Origin of the sequence: Pacificoceanicola onchidii (genome assembly GCF_004804335.1) — a bacterium.
Classification (GTDB): domain Bacteria; phylum Pseudomonadota; class Alphaproteobacteria; order Rhodobacterales; family Rhodobacteraceae; genus Pacificoceanicola; species Pacificoceanicola onchidii.
Map to the genome: position 1 here is coordinate 502,430 of NZ_SRXY01000001.1, position 19,868 is coordinate 522,297.

General features: G+C 62.7%; 12 protein-coding genes. 8 read left to right on the plus strand and 4 right to left on the minus strand.

Going from position 1 to position 19,868, the window contains the following annotated elements:
• The first annotated feature begins 54 nt into the window (after positions 1-54).
• The 7 genes from gspG to gspM all read left to right on the plus strand — a co-directional run bounded on the left by gspG (position 55) and on the right by gspM (position 4,754).
• On the plus strand, positions 55-516 hold the full coding sequence (gene gspG, locus E4662_RS02405) for a type II secretion system major pseudopilin GspG (RefSeq protein WP_136439665.1): 462 nt from the start codon (positions 55-57) through the stop codon (positions 514-516).
• Complete coding sequence (locus tag E4662_RS02410; RefSeq protein ID WP_136439666.1) at positions 501-959, plus strand: pilus assembly FimT family protein; 459 nt, start codon at positions 501-503, stop codon at positions 957-959. Before gspG ends, E4662_RS02410 begins: the two co-directional genes overlap by 16 nt.
• Positions 944-1,318, plus strand: coding sequence for a type IV pilus modification PilV family protein (locus E4662_RS02415; protein WP_136439667.1), 375 nt, complete (start codon positions 944-946; stop codon positions 1,316-1,318). The genes E4662_RS02410 and E4662_RS02415 overlap by 16 nt, the downstream gene beginning before the upstream one ends.
• Positions 1,315-1,968 carry a type II secretion system protein GspJ gene (locus E4662_RS02420; protein WP_136439668.1) on the plus strand — a complete coding sequence of 218 codons (654 nt, stop codon included), beginning with the start codon at positions 1,315-1,317 and terminating at the stop codon, positions 1,966-1,968. The genes E4662_RS02415 and E4662_RS02420 overlap by 4 nt, the downstream gene beginning before the upstream one ends.
• Positions 1,965-2,936, plus strand: a complete 972-nt coding sequence (gene gspK, locus E4662_RS02425) for a type II secretion system minor pseudopilin GspK (protein ID WP_136439669.1) — start codon at positions 1,965-1,967, stop codon at positions 2,934-2,936. Before E4662_RS02420 ends, gspK begins: the two co-directional genes overlap by 4 nt.
• A 127-nt stretch (positions 2,937-3,063) precedes the next feature.
• The gene (gspL, locus tag E4662_RS02430; RefSeq protein WP_136439670.1) at positions 3,064-4,263 is read left to right on the plus strand and encodes a type II secretion system protein GspL; all 1,200 of its coding nucleotides are present in this window, start codon (positions 3,064-3,066) and stop codon (positions 4,261-4,263) included.
• Entirely contained in the window at positions 4,260-4,754 is a 495-nt protein-coding gene (gene gspM / locus E4662_RS02435; RefSeq protein ID WP_136439671.1) for a type II secretion system protein GspM, read from the plus strand. The genes gspL and gspM overlap by 4 nt, the downstream gene beginning before the upstream one ends.
• 63 nt (positions 4,755-4,817) lie before the next feature.
• On the opposite strand, the gene E4662_RS02440 is transcribed toward gspM, so the two are convergent.
• Positions 4,818-16,283, minus strand: a complete 11,466-nt coding sequence (locus tag E4662_RS02440; RefSeq protein ID WP_136439672.1) for a DUF7933 domain-containing protein — start codon at positions 16,281-16,283, stop codon at positions 4,818-4,820.
• 348 nt (positions 16,284-16,631) lie between these two features.
• Between E4662_RS02440 and arsB the strand changes: the two genes are divergently transcribed.
• Positions 16,632-17,645, plus strand: coding sequence for an ACR3 family arsenite efflux transporter (gene arsB, locus E4662_RS02445; RefSeq protein WP_136439673.1), 1,014 nt, complete (start codon positions 16,632-16,634; stop codon positions 17,643-17,645).
• A 43-nt stretch (positions 17,646-17,688) separates the two neighbouring features.
• Here arsB and E4662_RS02450 read toward each other — a convergent pair whose 3' ends face one another.
• The 3 genes from E4662_RS02450 to E4662_RS02460 form a co-directional block, all read right to left on the minus strand.
• Positions 17,689-18,096 (minus strand): hypothetical protein, encoded by a 408-nt coding sequence (locus E4662_RS02450; RefSeq protein ID WP_136439674.1) that lies wholly within the window; start codon positions 18,094-18,096, stop codon positions 17,689-17,691.
• Between the two features lie 204 nt (positions 18,097-18,300).
• The gene (locus E4662_RS02455) at positions 18,301-18,885 is read right to left on the minus strand and encodes an alpha/beta family hydrolase (RefSeq protein ID WP_136440216.1); all 585 of its coding nucleotides are present in this window, start codon (positions 18,883-18,885) and stop codon (positions 18,301-18,303) included.
• A gap of 45 nt (positions 18,886-18,930) precedes the next feature.
• Positions 18,931-19,851, minus strand: coding sequence for an MYG1 family protein (locus E4662_RS02460; RefSeq protein ID WP_136439675.1), 921 nt, complete (start codon positions 19,849-19,851; stop codon positions 18,931-18,933).
• Positions 19,852-19,868: the final 17 nt, after the last annotated feature.

The following is a 19,868-nucleotide window of genomic DNA, read 5'->3' on the forward strand; positions in this document are numbered from 1 at the left end:
GGACAAAAGTTTGAAAGCCACCTTATCATACCCCCATTCAGACGAAAGCGTACCATGACCCCGACTCCTTGCCAGACCGCCCCGAACCCTTCTCGCCGAGACGAAGGATTTTCGCTGTTGGAACTGATGGTTGTCGTGGTGATCCTGTCGATCCTCGCACTGGTTATCGTGCCGCGCGTCATCGACCGCCCGGATCAGGCACGCGCCGCGCGGGCGCAATCGGACATCGCCGCCATCGTCAGCGCCATCAATCTCTACCGGCTGGACAATTTCCGGTATCCAACCGCCGCGCAGGGGTTGTCTGCGCTTGTTGACAAGCCAACCAGCGATCCGGTGCCCGCCAACTATGCCGCCAACGGCTATATGGACCGGATGCCCGTGGATCCCTGGGGGCAGCCTTATCAATACCTTGAACCGGGCGTGCACGGAGAGTTTGACGTGTTTTCCTATGGCGCGGATGGTGTTGCGGGCGGATCGGGCGCGGATGCGGACATCGGTTCATGGACCGTGCAGTAACGCCTGACGCGAAAGACGACGGCTTCACGCTGATCGAGCTTCTGGTCAGCGTTGCGATCATCTCTGTTCTGTCCGTCGGCGCGAGCCTTGCCGTCTCGCGCGGGACCGGCCAGCAACAAAGCGACATGTCCCTGTTCCAGAGCCGCTATGAAACCGCACGGCAGATGGCTGTGCTTGGCCAGCAAACCATGGGTTTGGACATTGCTCCGGGCGGGCTACGGTCCGTGACCAAGGACCTGTCGGGCTGGCAAAAACCCGGACAGTTGCAGCGCTGGCGAGGCCGCGTGTCGCTGTCCGCTGACCGTACCGCGCCGCCGGGCGTGCCTGCGCCGGATCTGGTTTTTCTGGCGAATGGACAGACCAACGCCTTTCGCGTCGCCTTTGGCTCCAGTGGATTTTGCGAAAGTGACGGCTGGACGGGGCTGACATGTTCCGGAGACTGAAGCGGGGCCGTTCCGACAAGGGATTGACGCTGGTCGAACTGGCGGTTGCCATTCTTGTGCTGTCGATCGGCAGCATCGCCGCCCTGCGCGCCGCCGATCAATCCGCACGCGTGGTGGGCGGTGAAATGCCCCGCCTGCTGGCGCGTATCGCAGCCATGAACCGGGCCGAGGAACTGCGTCTTGCCGCCCCGCTGTTCAGTACCTTGCCCGCCAGCACGCAGATTGGCGAGAGCTTGATCACCTTAGTGACAGAGACCGAACGCACCGCAGGCGGATTGATCCGCGCCACCGTGACCGCCCGGACCGAAAGCGGCGAAGGCGCGTCCTTGGTGGTCTACCTGCCGGGGGCCGGGCTGTGAACGGGCGCGGCGGAGGGGACAAGGGCCTGAGCCTGATCGAGCTGGTGGTGGCCATGGCGATCTTTGCGCTGGTGGCCATCATGGGCGCGCAAACGCTGACCGGGATGCTGCGGATGCGCAACGGAATTACGGCCCGTTCCGATGACGCGGCTGCGCTGGCCGAAGCGACCAGCCTGCTGCGCGCGGATATGGCCGCCGCCATCCCCATGCTGTTCTTTGCGCCGGATGTTTCCTACGCCGAGTCCGCAATTTTGTTTGAGTCCGGTGAGCTTGGCCTGTCCGTCGGCGGACAGCGCGGGATGCTGACCGGCGACAACGACATTCCTCTGAGCCGCGTCAGCTGGCGCATCGAAGACGGTACGCTGATCCGTCGCACATGGCCCACGCTGACCCCAGCCGCCACCGTGCGCCCCACCCCGGACCAGCCGGTGATGCAAGGCGTCGACGCGCTGCGGCTGCGCAGCTATCTGCCGGATGTCGGCTGGGTCGAGGGTCTGCGCGTGCCATCCAACACACAAGACCAGGCGGTAGACGGCGACGAAGGAGCGCTCATTGCCTCAAGTTATTCCAGCGGCTTGCCGCTGGGCCTGGAAATCACCCTGATAACCCGCGACTACGGCGCGATTCCCATCGTGGAGCGGCTGCAATGAGGACGGATCGCGGCTTTGTTCTGGTCAATGCCTTGGTCATCGTGGCCGCGCTGAGCGCTGTTGCAGTCTTCCTGTTGACCCGCTCCGAAGCCGGTCAGGCCCGGCTTGAGGCCGGGTTGGCCGCCGATCAGCTGGCGCTTAACCTCGATGCGTTTGAGGCGCTGTCGATCACCTCGCTGGCCCGCGACACCAATGGCATCGACCATGCGGGCGAAGACTGGGCACAACCGCTACCCCCGGTCGCGCTGGCGCAGGGACAGGTGACCGGACAGCTCGAAGACCTGCAGGGGCGCTACAACGTGAACTGGCTTGCCATTCCCGGTCTGGTTCTGGCCGACGAAGCTTTTGACCGGCTGCTCACCCGGCTGGGTGTTGGCGCGGAGGCTGGCTCGGCCATTCGCGACTTTCTCCAGCCCGGCGGGCCGCGTGACCGCGCAGGCTGGCGGCAGCTTGATCCACCATTGGAGCCGCGCGGCGGGGCCATTCTGGACCTTGGACAGCTGAGACAGATTCCCGGCCTGTCAGAGCGCAGTCTGGAGCGGCTTCTGCCTTACATCGCCGCCGTGCCGGGCGTCTCGCAGCTCAACGTGAACACCGCCCCGCAAGAGGTGCTCAGCGCGTTTTTCCCGCAAGTGCCCCCTGCGCAAATGGCCCGGCTGATGGTCAAGCGCAGGCAGGAGCCTTTCCCCTCCCGGATCGAATTTCTGCGTCAGATCGGACTGGCCGAAGAAGACGACGACAAGGCCGAAACGGACGGTTTGACCGAGGAGGAACGCGAGGCGCAGGAGCTGGAGGAGAAACAACGGCAGCAAGAGCTGGAACGCACAATTTCGGTGCATTCCGACTGGTTCCGCCTTGATGCCAGCGCCGAAGTGCGCGGGCGCATGGCGCGGCGGGTGACCGTACTGAGCCGCGAAGGCGTCCCCGCGAAGGTAAAAGTCACATGGGCCATGACGTTTCGGCCATGAAATCGTTTGAACCATTGAACTTGGCCCGCCCGGCGGTGCATGCTGCGGCGGCAAGGATGAGCCGTTTTGCGCGCATGTCAGGCCGATTCCAGGCCCTGTCTTTTCGGATCGCGCTTTGAGAGGACCCGTGGCCAAGACACGCCAGAACACAGCGCAGTCAGACGACGGCTCCGGCTTTGTCCGCCTCGGGGGCAAACGTGCCAGCGCGCGTCAGGTGGTACTGGTGCCGGGCAGTGCCGTGCCGCTTGTGGCGCTGGACCTGCCGGATCGGCTGCGTGGACAGGCGCGCGAACAGGTGGCGCAGCGGCAATTGTCGGATCGGCTCGGCCTGCGCGCGGAGCAGATCGCCATGCGCCCCTTTTCGGTCCAATCCAAAGCCAAAAAATCCGGGGAAGCGTGGTCTCGCGTGATCGCGGCTGACAAGGCCTGGCTTGAAACGCTGCGCGATGAGCCGGGGCGCGCGGTGCTGCCGGACTACCTGTCCCTTCCCACCGCACCGGGTCTTTGGACGGTTCAGGAGGTCGAGGCGGACGGCCATCCGCAGGTGATGATCCGGTTTGGTCCATCCGATGGACTGACCGCCCAGCCCGCATTGGCGCTGAGCGCGCTCCGACAGGCGTTGGTTACGCAGGATTTGCCAAAGGCGATCTATGCGCCGGGCAATCTACCGGACGGCTTGGAGGCTTTGGCAGAAACAGCCAATGTCCCGGTGTTCACCGATGCAAAGGCGCTGACCAAGGCAAAGGGGAGCAAACCCGTGGTCCTTGGCCATGGCGAGCTGGCTTGCGATCTGCGCAAGAACCCGATGGCCGCCCGCGCCCGTCTCGCCCGCCGGGTGCTGCCGTGGCGCTGGACCGCCGTTGCGGCCCTGCTGGCAGGCGGCCTCTGGGCCGGGTTGCAGTGGTTTGAGCTGGACCGGACAGAGCGGCAAACGCAGGCCGTCTCGCAAGCGACGACGTCCATGGTGCAACAGGTTTTCACCGGCAACGCACCGGTTCTGGATGCGCGCCTTCAGGTCAGCCGCGCGCTGGCCGATCTGCAAGCGGGGCAGGACGTTGATGGCGAGGCCATGGACGCGCTGGATCTGGTGCACAACGTTTCACTGGTGCTGACCGGCGCGCGGATTGTGCCGGAGCTTCTTGATTATCGCAGCGGCGAAGACCTTCGGCTGATTGCGCGTCTGCCGGACTTTGCAGCGGGTGATCGTCTGGCTGACGCCCTGCGGGCGGGCGGTTTGCGCGTTGATCTGCGCGATTCCCGCACGGAAGACGGGGAAACCGGCGTGCGCACAGAGTTCGCGATTGCGCCTGCGGAGGCCGTGGAATGAGCGGCTCCTTGCTCGACATGCTCTTGCGCCTCAGCCCGCGCGAACGCGGGCTTCTGGGGCTGATGACCGGGGTCGCCCTGCCGCTTGGCATCGGTTTTGCTGTGCTTTTGCCACTCTACGAGGCCCGGCAGGCGGCAGAGGCTGACCGCGAAGAGGCGGTTGCCCTGCAAGCCTGGGTCGCGGCCCGCGCGGGGGAAGCACAGGGTTTGGCGCAGTCCGTCATCCCCGATCAGGCCTATGAGCCGATTGGTCTTTCCGGGATCGAGGAAGGTCTGATCGCCGCCAACCTGCGCGGTGCCCTGACCAGCATTGGCACAGAAAGCGGCGGGGTGATTGCCCTGCGCTTCGACAGTGTCGATTTTGTGCGGCTCGCCACATGGCTGTCTTCGGCGCATCCCTCTTGGGGCTACACGATCCAGACCCTGCGGCTGGAGGACATCGGCGCGCCCTCGAAGGTGTCCGCCCGGATCGAACTGAGTCCAGCCCGGTAATTGATTTCCCAAAAGGAAACCGCCGCGCCCTCGTGAGGCGCGGCGGTTTTTTGTGTTTCTCGATCAGAAGTCGAGCGAGACGCCGTGTTCGAGCGTCACTTCTTCCGGGCTCGGCATGGCGAGGCGGGTGACCACGGCCCCCTGCCCGCGCGCAAACTTGCGCTCGCGGGTGAAGTCCAGCGTCAGACGGTTGAGATCGTCGAGACGCTCGTAGTCCAGCTCGAACCCGTAGCTCAGATGCTTGCTCGGCTTGGTCATCATCACGGATATGTTGATGCCCGCGCTACAATCCGCGCCATCGCCATAAGACGAGAACTCACAGGCGACACGCGGGGTGAAGCTCATTTCGGTCATCATCTCGCCAAAGGCGGCCGCGCCCTCCTTGGAGCCGATCCCGGCGAACTCGACCTCCGCAAAGAGGCGCCCGCCGCTGAAGTCCGGCAACTCGATCCGGCCCGTGTCCGTCTGGCCAAGCTGCTTGGCCGTGACGCTGGCGTCCGAGACCCAGGCATGAGCCAGATCGAGACCAACGCGCGGGGTCAGGGTGAACGTCTCGTACTCCCGTGTTCCGCTCAGCGCCACACCGCCGAAGACCGCCGCATAGCGATAGTCGCCGGTGGCCGTGATGTCAGCCGGATTGGCATCGAAGGTCAGGTCATAGCGATGCATGCCGATGGCCGCCGAAGCGTAGTAGTCCATGAACAATCCATCGCCCAGATCACGCGCGCCGTAGACGCCGCCATTGAGACCAAAGCCGTTGATCACACCATCTGCCGGGCCATCCACGAGGTTTCGGCTGTAGTAGCCCCCCCAGAAGAAGCCGTGCAGCGCGCTCTCGGACAGGAACTTTTCGCTCTGGCGCGAGAACTGCAGCATCGCCTGCGTGCCTTTGTCTGCCGACCAGTTGAGCGAGAAGCTTCCGTCAAGGATCTCACGCCGCATGGTGTAGCAGTTGTAGACATCCCAGCCGAACTTGCCGTCGCTGCTGCCGGTGCCGTCCTGAATGGTCAGACGCCCATCCACATCCGGTGCCGAGATCGTCCCGCATTCCAACCCGCTCTGCCCTTCCTTCAGGCGGCTGAGCGCGCCTTTGGCAATGCGGCTGAAGTGACGCTGCTGGGTGCGGACGGTCTGCTCAAGGTCATCCTTGAGGATTTCCGTCAGCGGATCGCGGATTTGGTCTACAAGATCGTCCGTGACCGTCACCGTGCTGAGCGCCAGCGCATAAGCATCGTAGCGGGAATCCGCGGAGGATACCGTGACCGTCGGCTGACAGCTGTGCGTGCCCTCGACATCCTCATCGTCAATCGCCCGGATCGTCAGCGCCTGCGGGCTGGTGTAGTTGGCCGACGTAAAGGTCAGCGTTGCGGGCATGACCTTACACTGGCTGTCACCGGCAAAGCTGAGCGTGACATTGGACGAAGGCTGACCCAGCAGGACGAAGGACATGGTCGCATCATCATCGCCGTTTTCCGAGGTGGTCAGATCCACATCGGTGACCGCGATCACCGCGTTGTCATCGTCGAGGATGCTGGCCGTCGCGGTCAGATCGGAGGCGGTAGTGCTGAGCATCGTCACCGTATCGCCGGAGGTCACTCCCGCAAGGGTCAGCGACACGCTCTCGGATCCTTCGATCAGGCCGTCCTCCAGAACCGGAACGGTCACAACAACCGATGTGTCGCCAACCGGGATCGTGGCCGTGCCGCTCGGCGCGGTGTAGTCCGTCCCGCCGGTTGCCGTGCCACCCATGGTGTAGGTGACCACCGTGGGCAGGGCCGACAGACGATCCTGCGCGATGACAAAGGTCACGTCCGTGGGCGTGCCGCCATTCGCTTCCGCCCCGTTCTGGCCAAGGCTGGCCGTGACCGGGTTTTCCGCGCATTGCGTCATGGGCACGTTGTTTGCCAGAACATCCGGATCGCCCGGTTCGATGACAAAGGTGTCGTAGAAGACGCTCGCCGAGGCATCCGCGAGGAAGCCGGTGCTGCCATCCTCGGTCGAGCCGAGAACACCAGGGTTCGACGGCAGGATCGTGGTCACGTCCAGCGTGCCGGAGGAGAGGCGCGCCGTGCTCGGCAGACCCTCGCTGGCCGGGTAGCTGTAAGTCACCGTGTAGGTGCCGGGGCGTGTTGCGAACCACTGGAACTCACCGGTGGAGCCGTCGCGGACAATGTTGATGTCATTGGCAAGGCCGATGCTGCTGTTCGACCCGGACGGTCCGCTGACGGTGATGCCGCCACCGGCCAGGATCCGGCCATCGTCTTCACAGTAGAAATAGCCCTGCGGATCGTAGTCCGACGCATCCGGGATACCGTCGCCATCGCGGTCGCCTGTCTCGTTTGCATCCGGAACGCCATCGCCATCGCTGTCAGGCAAGGGTGCCGGATCGGGCGTGCCGGTCAGATCCGCCGTGGCCATGACCGGATCGGAGACAACACTGTCGTTGCCCTGCCCGTCCTGCGCCGCGGCGGCCAGCACCGTGATGGTGATGTCACCGTCATGATCCGGGGTCAGCGTGAAGGTGTAGGTATCCCCGCTGCCGTTCAGAACAGACGCAGTGCCGTTGTCGATGTCCAGCGACGCCAGTGCAAAACCCGTCACCGGTTCGCTGAAGCTCACCGTCACTTCGAACGGATCGGACTGTGCTTCGGTCGGGACGGTCAAGGTGACCGTCGGCTGAATCACGTCTTTGGTCGCTGTTCCGCTTGCCCGGATGCCGGCGTTACCCGCCGTATCCGTCAGCGCAACGGTCACTGTCAGCGTGCCGTCTCCGAGGCCCGACACATCCAGCCCGCTCACCTGCTCGGTTGCGCTGCTGATCGTGCCGCTTCCCGTCATGGCCGTGCCGCCGCTATCGGAAGAGATCGCATAGACAAAGCTGGCCCCGACCTCGGCACCGGAGAAACTGAAACTCACCGCCGAGACGTTCGAGAGGTTCACCGGATCCTGATCAAAGCTCACGCCATAACCGGAAGGCGCGGTGGCGTCTTTACTCAGGCTGGCCGTGGCCTGCGGTGCCGGGTTGCCCGCCGCATCGTCGAGGTCCGCCGTCAGGGACAGGGCCCCATCCGCGAGGGCGCTCAGGTCCATTGCGGTGGACCAGATACCACCGGAAACCGTTGCACTGCCCGTCGCCGTTGCGCTGCCATCGCTGACCGCCAGTGTCACGCTCTGGCCGTCTTCGACGTCCGTTGCCGTGCCGCTGATCGTGGCCGAGGACGCTTCGGAGGCGTTCACCACATCATCGTCCAGCAGGGGGCTGTCGAAGGCGACACCTGGAACCGCCACATCCTTCGTGGCGTCATCCGTGGCCGCAGCGCCGGTGTTGCCCGCAAGGTCTGTCAACGTCACGCTGAGTGTCAGCGTCCCGTCGTTGAGGCCCGTGAGGTCAATCGCACTCACCTGTTGATCGGCAGAGGCAATGGTGCCGCTGCTGCTCACCGGCGTGCCGCCAGCATCGGAGGTGATGGTGTAGTTGAACATCGCGCCAACTTCGGCTCCGGCAAAGGTGAAGCTCGCCGCGCCCGCTGTCGCGAGGTTGATCGGGTCCTGATCGAAGAGCACGGTGTATCCCGAAGGTGCCGTTGCATCCTTGGTTACGGTTGCCGCCGCCTGCGCCGCCGGATTGCCAGCAACATCACTTGCGTCGGCGGTCAGGTTGATCGTCCCGTCTGCCAGCCCGCTGAGATCGAGGACAACAGTCCATGCGCCGCCGGACACCGTTGTTGTGCCGCTGACCGTGGCCGTGCCGTCGCTGGCGGCAACTGTCACGGTCTGCCCATCGGGCAGGCCGCTGGACGTGCCCATGACGCTTTGCGCGCCCGCCTCTGCCGCGTTGACCACGTCATCGCCGGAAATCGGCCGGTCAAAAGCGAGCGTCGGGGCGACAACGTCCTTTTCAACCGTATCGGTTGACGCAGTCGATGCGTTGCCCGCCGTATCCGTCACAACAACGCTGAGCGTCAACGTGCCGTCCGCCAGACCGCTCAGGTCAAGCCCGCTCACAGCATGTGTCGCACTGCTGATTGTGCCCGTCCCTGTGACAGCCGTGCCGCCGCCAGAGGACGTGATGGTATAGGCAAAGCTTGCCCCGGTTTCGCCATCGGTAAAGCCGAAGCCAGACGCCGTTTCATTGGCGGCGTTCACCGCCGTCTGCGCGAAGGCCACGGTAAAGCCGGTTGGCGCAGCCGTGTCCTTGGTAAGGGTATCCGTTGCCGGAACCGCCGGGTTGCCCGCCGGATCCGTCGTGGAGGCCGACAGTGTCAGAGGACCATCGGCAAGTCCCGAAAGGTCGAACGTGGCGCTCCAGGCGTTGCTGCCGACGGTGGCCGTGCCCGAGACGGTAGCCGTGCCATCGCTGACTTGAACCGTGATCACATGGCCATCGGGCAGATCCGTGGAGGTGCCATCAATGGTCACCGCGCTCTCTTCGGCCGCGTTGACCACATCATCCCCTGCGAAGGGACCGTCAAACGCCAGTGTCGGAGCAACCACGTCTTTCTCGATGGTGTCGGTGACCGCCGGGGCGGCGTTGCCCGCGATATCGGTGACAACAACGCTGAGCGTCAGCGTGCCATCCGGCAACGACGACAGGTCCGCAAAGGCCTGATGTGTTGCACTGCCAAGGGTGCCTGTGCCCGTGACCGGCGTACCGCCCGCGCTGGACGACACGGTAAAGGCAAAGGTCGCGCCGGTTTCTGCTCCTGTAAAGCTGAAGTCCACCGCTGTCTGGTTGGCCGCGTTCACCGAAGCCGGGTTGAACGCCACACCGAAGCCCGTGGGCACGCCGGTGTCTTTCGTCAGGCTGGCCGTGGCTTCGATGGCCGGGTTGCCGGACGGATCGGTGGCATTGGCCGCAATGCTGAGAGAACCGTCGGCGAGGCCTGACAGGTCAAGCGTCACACTCCAGACCCCACCTGTCACATTGGCGGTGCCGGGCACGGTTGCGCTCAGGGAATCGGTGACAACAATTGCGACCGCATTGCCATCCGGCAGATCGCTGGACGTGCCGGAAATCGTAACCGAGCCGGCCTCGGACGCGTTCACCAGATCATCACCTGCAAGCGGGTTGTCGATGGCAAGCGATGGGGCAACCGTATCCTTGGTGATGGTGTCCGTGATCGCTGTACCCGCGTTGCCCGCAGGGTCCGACAGGGTCGCCGTCAAGGTTAGCGTACCATCCGCCAGACCGCTGAGATCAAGACCCGAGATCTGATCTGTGGCGGTCGCCAGAGTGCCGCTGCCGGTCACTGCCGTGCCGCCGCCGCTGGAGGTGATCTGGTAAACAAAGGAGGCGCCAACCTCGCCGCTGGCAAAGTCAAACGCAACAGAGGTTTCATTGGCCCCGTTCACAGACGAAGGCGTGAAGCTCACGCTCGCACCGCTCGGCGCAACCGTGTCTTTCCCCAAGATGGCGGTGGCCTGAGTGGCCGGGTTGCCCGCAACGTCACTGACATCTGCGGTCAGGTTCAAGGTTCCGTCTGCAAGGGGTGTCAGATCAACAACCGTGCTCCAGACCCCGCTGTTCACCGTCGGGTTGACCAAAACAAAGGTCGCACCATCACCCGCGATGATGTTGACGGGTTGCCCATCTTCCGCATCTGTCGAGGTGCCACTAATCGTAACGGTGGGAGCTTCGGTGCCGTTGATGACATCATCGCCCATGAGCGGGTTGTCGAAGGTCAGGGTCGGAGCCACCGTATCCTTGATGATGGTGTCAGTCACTCCAGCAGCCACGTTGCCCGCCGCATCCGTCAGGATCACGGTTATCGTCAGCGTGCCCTGCCCCGGGAAACTGTGATCGGAGTTTCGTCTTTCGTGAACCGGATTGGCCGTGATCGTGCCAGTCCCCGAAGGCGCAATCACCGAGCCATCAAACACTTCGTAACGGAACCTCGCACCCACTTCGGCGTTATTGATGTCAAAACCGATGTTGTACTGATTGGCGATGTTCACGAAGGACTGGACATAGCTGACACTGTGCCCGCTCGGTGCGATGGTGTCTTTGGTCAGTCCGGCGCTGGCCTGGGCGGCCGGGTTGCCCGCAACATCGCTGAGATCTGCGGTCAGGCTGAGCGCCCCTTCATTCAGGGCGGACAGGTCAAGCGTGACGCTCCACACTCCGCTGTTAACCGTGGCGCTGGACGGAATCGTGGTGGTGCCATCGGAAATGGCCAGTGTCACGGTCTGACCGTCCTCCGCATCGGTGGAGGTGCCGCTGATGGTCACGGCCGCCACTTCGGTGCCGTTCACCTGATCATCACCCATCAACAGGCTGTCGAAGCTGACCGTGGGCGCTGTTGCGTCCTTGGTGGTTGTGTCCGTGACGTTGCCGCCTGCGTTCCCTGCCGTATCGGTCAGGGAGAGAGTGACCGTCAGCGTGCCATCGCCAAGACCGGACAGGTCGATACCGCTCAGCGTCTGGGGCGCGCTGGTAACGGTGCCGCTGCCTGTAACAGGCGTGCCGCCCGCGTCCGAGGTGATGGTATAGGCGAAACTCGTGCCAAACTCACCGCCAGTCAGGGTCAGGGACGCGGCGCTCTCGTTCGAGAGATTGACCGGGTCCTGATCAAAGGCCATGGAATAGCCGCTGGGCGCTGCCACGTCCTTGGTCAGGTTGGCCGTCGCCTGCGTTGCCGGATTGCCCGCAACGTCGCTGAGATCAGCCGTCAGGCTGAGCGATCCATCGCTGAGACCGGACAAATTGACAACCGTGCTCCAGATGCCACCCGAAACGAGGGCCGAGCCGGGCACCGTGCTGCTGCCATCCCCAATGGACAGGGTGACGCTCTGGCCGTCCTCCGCATCGGTGGAGGTGCCGCTGATCGTGACCGTGGCGGCTTCTGCTGCGTTGACCACATCATCGCCCGCAAGCGAGCTGTCGAAAGCGACGGTCGGCGCAACAGCATCCTTTTCGATGGTATCCGTCACCGCCGGGGCTGCGTTGCCATTGGTGTCGGTCAATGTGACGCTGAGGGTCAAAGTGCCTTCGCCAAGGCCGCTGAGATCCAACGGGTTCACGGTTTGAGAAGCCGAGGTGATCGTGGTCGGCCCACCGGTGACAGAACCCGCGCCCGTGTCGGTGATCTGGTAAGTGAAGCTCGCGCCCACTTCGCCGCCGGTCAGCGTGAAGGAAATCGCGCTTTCGTTGGCAAGGTTCACCAAGGTCTGATCGAAGGCCACGGACTGTCCCGTCGGGGGCGTGGCATCCAGGGTCACAGCCGCCGGAGTCGCCGAAGCGGGGGTGCCATTCACATCGGATACCATGGCGGTGATCGACACAGCGCCATCCGCAAGACCGCTCATGTCGAGGTTCACGGAATAGGCGTTGCTCGCCACGCCGAAGGTCTGGGTAGACGTGCCGGACGCGCTGTCTGTCGCGGTGACGGTCACTGTCTGACCATTGGCAACGGCCACGGTCATACCGGACACGGTCACCGAAGGCGCTTCTGCGCCATTGACGATATCATTGGTCGCAATCGGCGTTGTGATCGTGATCCCCGGCTGACTGAGCGTTGCGCTCGCCGTGCCCGCACTGCCAAGAGACGTACTCAGGGCCCCTGTTGTGTTTACATAAGATCCCGCGCCGGTCAGCGTGACATCAACGGTGATTGTACAGCTGCCCGAGGCGGCAACGGTACCGCCGGAATAGGAAACTGTTCCGGACCCGGCGACGGCTGTCAGCGTGCCGCCGGTGCAAGTGGTTGCCGCATTGGACGGCGTCGCCACAACCATGCCCGCAGGCAGCGTGTCCGTAACACTCAGGGCTGTGGCGGGAACCAGCGCTGTCGCGTTGTTGATGGTCAGTGTCATGGTCGAGCTGCCACCCGCCGCGATGCTCACTGCGTCAAAGCTCTTGGAGAAGGACGGAATCGGTGCACTGGACACCAGAAGCGTCGGAGCCGTGCCAGCCGCGCCACCCAGGCTCGACGTCAGGCTTCCGATGGGCTGTGTCTTGAGGCCGGCGGTCGAAGTCACAACGTCAAAGCTGATGGTACAGGTCGCGCTGGACGGAAGTGTGCCGCCCGCATAGGAGAAGCCGGAGGTGCCAGCCGTCGCCGTTACCGTTCCGCCCGTACAGGTCGTGGAGGCATTGGACGGCGTTGCCACGAGCAGCGAGCTTTCCAGGGTTCCGGAGAACCCGGCACCGGTAGCCGAAGTGCCTGCGCCGCTGTTGTCGAGCGTGAAGGTCAGGGTGCTGATCGCGCCCTGCACCACCGGCGCGGGTGCAAAGGCGGCGCTGAAGCCCGGGTTCGGGACAACGGTAAAGCTATCGGAGACCGGATCAGCCAGCACATCACCGTTCGAGGAGAGCGCCGAGCTGGTCGTCGTGACGGAACCGGACGCCGCCGCGGCGGGAATCTGCAGAACAACATCAACGGTACAGCTGCTTGAAGGCGGAACCGACAAGCCGTTCGCGGACAGCACGCCTGTGCCTGTTCCACTTATGCTGCCGGTTGGGCAAGTCGTTGACGATCCGGCGCCAAGAGTGAGGCCCGACAAGATGGAATCGTAGTCATCATTGAACTGCAAATCGCTCAACGTGACCGACGCATCGGTGTTGGTGATCGTGTAGGTGCCTGTCAGGGTCTCACCCGCCCCGACAAAGGCGGAATCATAGCTGAGGGCGAACATCGGCAGCTCGAAGCTGCGCACTTCGAAGGCCGATTCCACGGAAATCCCGGAGATCATCAACCCGGATGCGCTCCCCGAAGGCGGGGCCGTTGTCGAGGACAGGAAGCTTGCGACCGGCGCGTTGGACGGGATGTTCAAATCCGCCGAAATCGTACAGGTGCCCAGCGCCGCGATCGATCCACCGCTGAAGTCGAAACTCAGGCCACCCGTGAAGGTGCCGCCGCAGGTGGACGTCGGCGATCCTGAAAGCGTGGTGCCGGAGGGGAAGCCCGAAAGGGAATCTACGAAACTGACCGATGTGACAGGATCATCCAGAGTGTTTTCGATCGTGTAAGTCACGCTCAGCGTGTTGCCTGCAGAAACCGGATCGGGGGTGTAAACCCGGCTCAGCTCCAGAAAGTCGCTTTTGACCAACGCGTCCGAACTGATGCTTGCCAGAACCACGCTCGAGCCGCTGACGCTGCCGGTCACGGCGCTGCTGTTCAGCTTATAACTGCCATCCGCTGTGGCTGCGGGCAGCGTGCCCGTGACGTCGAAGGTACAGCTTGTCCCTGCCGTCACCGAAAGTCCCGAGAAGACCAAAAAGGCCGAGAAATCGGTCGCGGAACTGCCGGCTCCGCAGAAGCCGGCGGACGGCAGAACGGTGATCGTTGTGGCGTTGTTGAACAGGTTGTAATCGTCGGTAAAGGTAACGGCGGTGTAATCGGAGCCAGTGGTGTTGGTGAAGGTGTACCGTGCGGTAAAGCTGCCGCCGGGGATCAACGGCTGGTCGAGGAACTCTCGTACCATGTCCAGAGGCGCAACAGGCAGAATATCCAGATCGGCTGTGGCGGGCGGCGTAGAAACCGGCTCACCGCCAGCCGTGCCTGTCAGCCCACCAGCGGTGTTGGTGAAGGTGCCGTTCACACCCGTCGGAAGGGTGATGTCAAACACGATCGTACAATCATGCCCGATGGGCAGGCTTGCCACGTCGAAAATCGCGTTTGTCGATGTGGAGGTGCCATTGAGTGTTGCACCACAGGTGCCGCCCAGGTTGCCGGCATAGGTTGCACCGGTAACGAAGTTTGCCAGGTTGTCATCCACCTGCAGGTTCACCGCCTCGGACGGGCTTTCCTCGTCGCTTTCAAGCAAAAGGGTTGCCGTGACTGTCGATCCGGCCACTGCATTGGCCACATCAAAGGATTTTGAAAGGCTCAGATCTGCGCCGCCGATCACGGTCAGCGTTGCCGAAGCTGCGTCTCCGTAAAGGGTCTGGCCGGACAGCACGGCGGAAATCGTCTCGGTCGGGGAGTCATAGGTTCCCGGCGATGTGCCCGCCGGAATGGAAAAGGGCAGCGTGATCGTACATTGCGCATTGCCAAGCGCATTGCCAGCCAACGCCCCGCCCGTCAGGGTCAGCTCATCGTCAAAGGAGTCATAACTGAACGACCCACCGCACGTGTTCACTGCAGAGACGGTATTCGGGATCATGCCGCTTGGCGGTGAGACCTCGTCCACAAAGGTGATATCGGTGAAGTCCATTCCCGCACCATTGAGATTGTCGATCGTGTAGATGACCGTGACATCTGTGTCGGGAGCGGACGGCTGAAGACCCGGCGTGCCTGTATCAGCGTCATAGGATTTGCTCAGGATCGGCGGCAAGGCGCTCGACGATTCGATGTAAAGGAACGCGCTGGCCTGGTTGCCGGTATAAGGACTGCCGTCCAACATCCCGCTGATCGCGCTTGTCTGGTTCTCGTAGGAGCCGGCTGTGGTCACAGATGCAGGAAGTGTTACAGGGACAGTGAAGGAGCAAAACTGTTCACCGGCCAATGACCCGCCGGTGAGCGTCAGAACCTGATTCCCCCCGGACAGGGCGAGGCTGGATCCCGCTCCACAGGGGTTAGCCGGCAGGGATCCGGTGAAGGTGGCGCCTGCGATCATGGACGACAGATCATCGGAGAAGGTCAGCGCGGTTCCGGGATCGTTCCGTGTTTTGTTGCTTACGGTGAAGGTCAGCTGAACGGTTTCCGTCGGCAGGGCGCTGCCTTCGTCAAACGCCTTCTCCAGAACGATTCCGCCGGTCGGGAGACCCGCAACCGAGAGCGATTCGACAAAACTGCTGCTGAGTTGCGAGACAGTCCCGGACAAATCGAAGTCACCCGCCGCTGTCGCTGTCACGTCGAAGTCCAAAGTGCAAGCCGCAGTGGTTGGCACGAACCCAACCAGTTCAACAGTGGACGCGCCAGGGTTGGCGGTGATGGTGGCCGTTCCTGGGGTGCCGTTGAACAAACAGTCCGTCGCGGCGTTGGGCGGGCTCGCCACTTCAATGCCCGTTGGCAGAGTTTCGGTCAGAATAACCTGCTGGAATGACGAAGTGCCCGCGCCGAAGGTATAACTCACCGTTGTGCGCCCGCCGATGGTCGCCATCGAGGAAGACAAAGACTTGGACGCCGGAAAGAACCCCGGTTGAACGGTCAAGCTGGCATTTTCAGCCGTCTCACCGCCCGCGTCCGTCAACCAGCTGTAGACAACAGTCTCCGTGGTATTGCTCGCCACCGTGCCTGCTGCAACCGGAACCGTAATCTGACAGCTCGCGCCGCTGCCAAGATTGAACGCGGAAACACTGACCGACGTAGAGCCGGGGACGGCCGATACCGCTGCGCCAAAACAGCTGTTTGTCACTGCACTCTGACCAACTGTCAGAACACCCGGCAAGGTGGTCGTGACCGCAACCCCGGTTGTCCCTGACGCCGCAGCCCCCTGAAAATCGAGGATGGCCGTTACTTCACCGTTCGAGACAACCGATGAAGACGAGAAGTAAGGATTGAACGTCACCCCGGATTGAGCGCTGGCAAGAGCCGGCAAAACAGAAAACACGAGTGTGAAGAGCGCGCGGCGCAGAAAGCTGGTCATGAAATGTCCCGTCAGTGCTTTGGCAGCCGGATTCGCGCATCCCCGACGAACGCAGCTCCGGCCTTTGACGTCACGTTAGGCGGAAAACCGCTAAGCCGTCATGAACCCAATCCTTCGGATCGTCATTTTACGGGCAACTGTGGCCAAGATGTTGTGCAGTAGTGATCCACGTCACAAGAGACATGTTTGGGTTGCATAAAGGTCCGCTTTGACTTTCGCGGATCGGCGTCTTGCTCCTGCGCCCCAAACGCGCTTAAGCACCATAGTGCGATACCCTTGTTAGACCCGGGGCGCACTGCTGCCTTCACCTCGGCGCCGTACCGACAGGATCCAAAAAAGGACAATGAAATGAGCCGCTTCGAGAGATATCTGACGATCTGGGTGGCGCTTGCGATGGGCGCAGGCATGGCCATCGGGATCCTGTTCCCGCCGCTGGTTCAGGCCATTGCCGCTGCCGAAGTGGCCTCGATCAACCTCGTCGTCGCGGTGCTGATCTGGGCGATGGTCTATCCGATGATGGTTGGTGTGGATTTTGGCGCCGTCGCCGGTGTGGCCAGACAACCAAAAGGCCTGTTGGTGACGCTTGTGGTCAATTGGCTGATCAAACCCTTTACAATGGCGCTGCTGGCCGTGCTGTTCTTCGACTACATCTTTGCGCCGCTGATTTCTCCCGAAGACGCCGCGCAATACACCGCCGGGCTGATCCTGCTGGGCGCGGCCCCCTGCACAGCCATGGTCTTTGTCTGGTCACAGCTCACGCGGGGCGACGCGACCTATACGCTGGTGCAGGTCTCCGTGAATGACCTGATTATGGTTATCGCCTTTGCCCCGATCGTCGCTTTCCTTCTGGGGATCACGGACATCGCCGTGCCATGGGACACGCTTGTTCTGGCGACGGTGCTCTATGTGCTGCTACCCCTTATCGCAGGTCTTCTGACGCGGCGCGCGCTTGGCAGTGGTGCAGCGGTGGAGGCTTTCACGTCGCGGATCAAACCGCTGTCGATGATCGGGCTGATTGCGACGGTTGGCATTCTGTTCGGCCTGCAGGGCGAAACCATCCTGTCACGCCCTTTGGTGATCGCGCTTATCGCCGTGCCGATCCTGATCCAAAGCTACGGCATCTTCGCGCTGGCTTACGGTGCAGCCTTTGTTTTGAAGGTTCCGCACCGCATCGCCGCCCCCTGCGCGATGATTGGCACGTCGAACTTCTTTGAACTCGCCGTCGCCGTGGCGATTTCGCTCTTTGGGCTGAATTCGGGCGCGGCCCTGGCAACCGTGGTTGGCGTTCTGGTCGAAGTGCCCGTGATGCTGTCCCTGGTGGCTTTCGCCAATCGCACACGCGGGCGTTTTGCGGAAAGCTAGGGTCAGGACCCTAAGGCCCGGAGGTTGTCCGGGCCTTGCGTGTTTACTCTTCTTTGACTTCTTCGGGGGTGATGATCACCCCGCGCGACACCACGAAGTGGCCGGTCCTGTAGAAAGGCTTTTTCATGGTGGTTTGCGCTTCGCCCCGGCCGTTGTTCACCGGGTTGACGATCTCGATCTCTTCTTCGGTCGCGGCCCGCAACTCGTACCGGTAAACCCCGTCCTGCGCGTCCGAGCGATCCAGTTCATACACTGGCGTGCCCCGTTCGGACCGAACCTGGCTGATCCGGCCATTGGGCGCGGCGACAACCATCGTGGCATTGGTCAGACCAATCCAGTTCTCAAACCAGACGGCATTCGAGTTGTGTTGCTGGACCGGATCCGGCCCCGCTGCGAAAGCGGCGGTTCCAAGTGCCACGCCCATCGCCGCGACGATCGAAAGAATTCGCATAATTCACCTCCTGAAAATCAATGCGGTGCGGGCCGCGCCCGGAAACCTGCGTAACAGCAGCGCGGGCCAGCCCAATTGTGTTAACAACACAAAATCCTGGCATCGGGGTCAAGCGCTAGGCCATCACGATGTAGGCAGGAATTCCTGACCTCGTTGCGGAAAACCGCCGCTTTGCCAAAGGAAAGGCGGAACACCGCCCTTGGCCTAAAGTGTCGAGGCCCAATCCGAAACCGCCGCAGCCGCGGCCAGCACATGGTCGTTTGCGGTCAATCCGGTCAGGCGTTTGCGCGGCTTGAAGTCATGGTCGCCATCCTCCAGCCAATGCATCGCAATGGCACCAGACAAGTTGTAACCCGCAACGTCCTCCGCTGTTCCAAACGGATCCCGCGTGCCTTGGCAGATCAGCGCGGGACACGTCAGCGTTTCAAGATGCGCCGTGCGCAGGTTCTCCGGCTTGCCCGTTGGATGGAAGGGGTATCCGAAACAGGCCAGACCTGCGATTTGACCTTTGGCAAACAAATCATCCGCGATCAGGCTGGCCACGCGGCCACCCATGCTCTTGCCGCCGATGATCAATGGCCCGTCCCCAGCCAGTTCGGCGATCTGTTCTCTGTATTCAGCTTCCAAAACCGGCATTTTCGGCGGTGGCCGCTTGGACCCGCCGGTCCGCCTTTGCGCCATATAGTCGAACTCGAACCGCAGTGTGCGCAGGCCCTTGGCCGCCAATGCCTCCGCCAACCCAGTCATGAAAGATGTGTCCATGGCGGCACCCGCGCCATGAGCAAGCATCACCGTCACAGTGCCCTCACCTGTGATCAGGACGGACAAACGCGATCAGCCCAGATGCGCCGCGACAGCGAGATCCGCCATCTTGAGCACGGCATCGCGCGAATTCGCCACCGCGATAAAACGGCCGTTGTGGCAGAACTTGGCCCCGCTCACGCCGCTGGCTTCTTCCAGTGCGTGATCGGTCAGCCCGGCCCAGGCTGCGGGCAGATCCGCGCGGCTCTCGAAGGTATCGCCGCCCTTGCGAATGGTGGTCAGAGCCCAGTCCTTGTCACGCGGATGCACGACAAACAACAGGTGGTCCGCGCCGACCTTTTCAATAGCGGCACGGAACGGCATGCCCATGGCAAGCTCCAGAACCCGGCTTTCTCCTGCTGAGGAAATCGCCTCGGTCACCATTGCCTCCGCCCGCCGTTTTGCCGCCAGATTGCGTACAGCGGCCTCGACAAAGGCGCGGGCCACGTCCAGCGCCTCGGCAAAGGCGGAATCATCCGCCGCAGGATCGCGCTCGTCGAATTCCGGTTTAAGCGTCTCGAGCAGAACCGGCAGGGTCAGACCGGCAAGAGGCCCCGCAGAAGACGGCTCCATCGCGCCGTTGTCCAGCATGTCGATCGGCCAGACAAACTTGGCGTCAAAGCTGGCATGAACCGCATCCACTTCGGCATCGGGCACCGCCATGGCCTTGAGATAGTCGCGGCCGAAATGCTTCCAGATCAGACCGAATGAGCTGAAAGGGCTTCCATCTTCGCGTAGAGGGTTCGGCTTCTGGTGATGATCGAACATCCCCGCGCCCGGATCGTATTCGCGCCCCACGTCATAGATGATCCGCCCCTCCCGAGGCGAAATCCACTCCGGATCGCGACTGCGGATCAAACGCGCCGACGGGAACAGCCGGGTCAGAACAACCGATGAGAGCAGCTCATCCGCGTGGAACCCGCCGGAATGTGTAACCAGATGCGATACGTTCATGACACTCCGAACCTTGG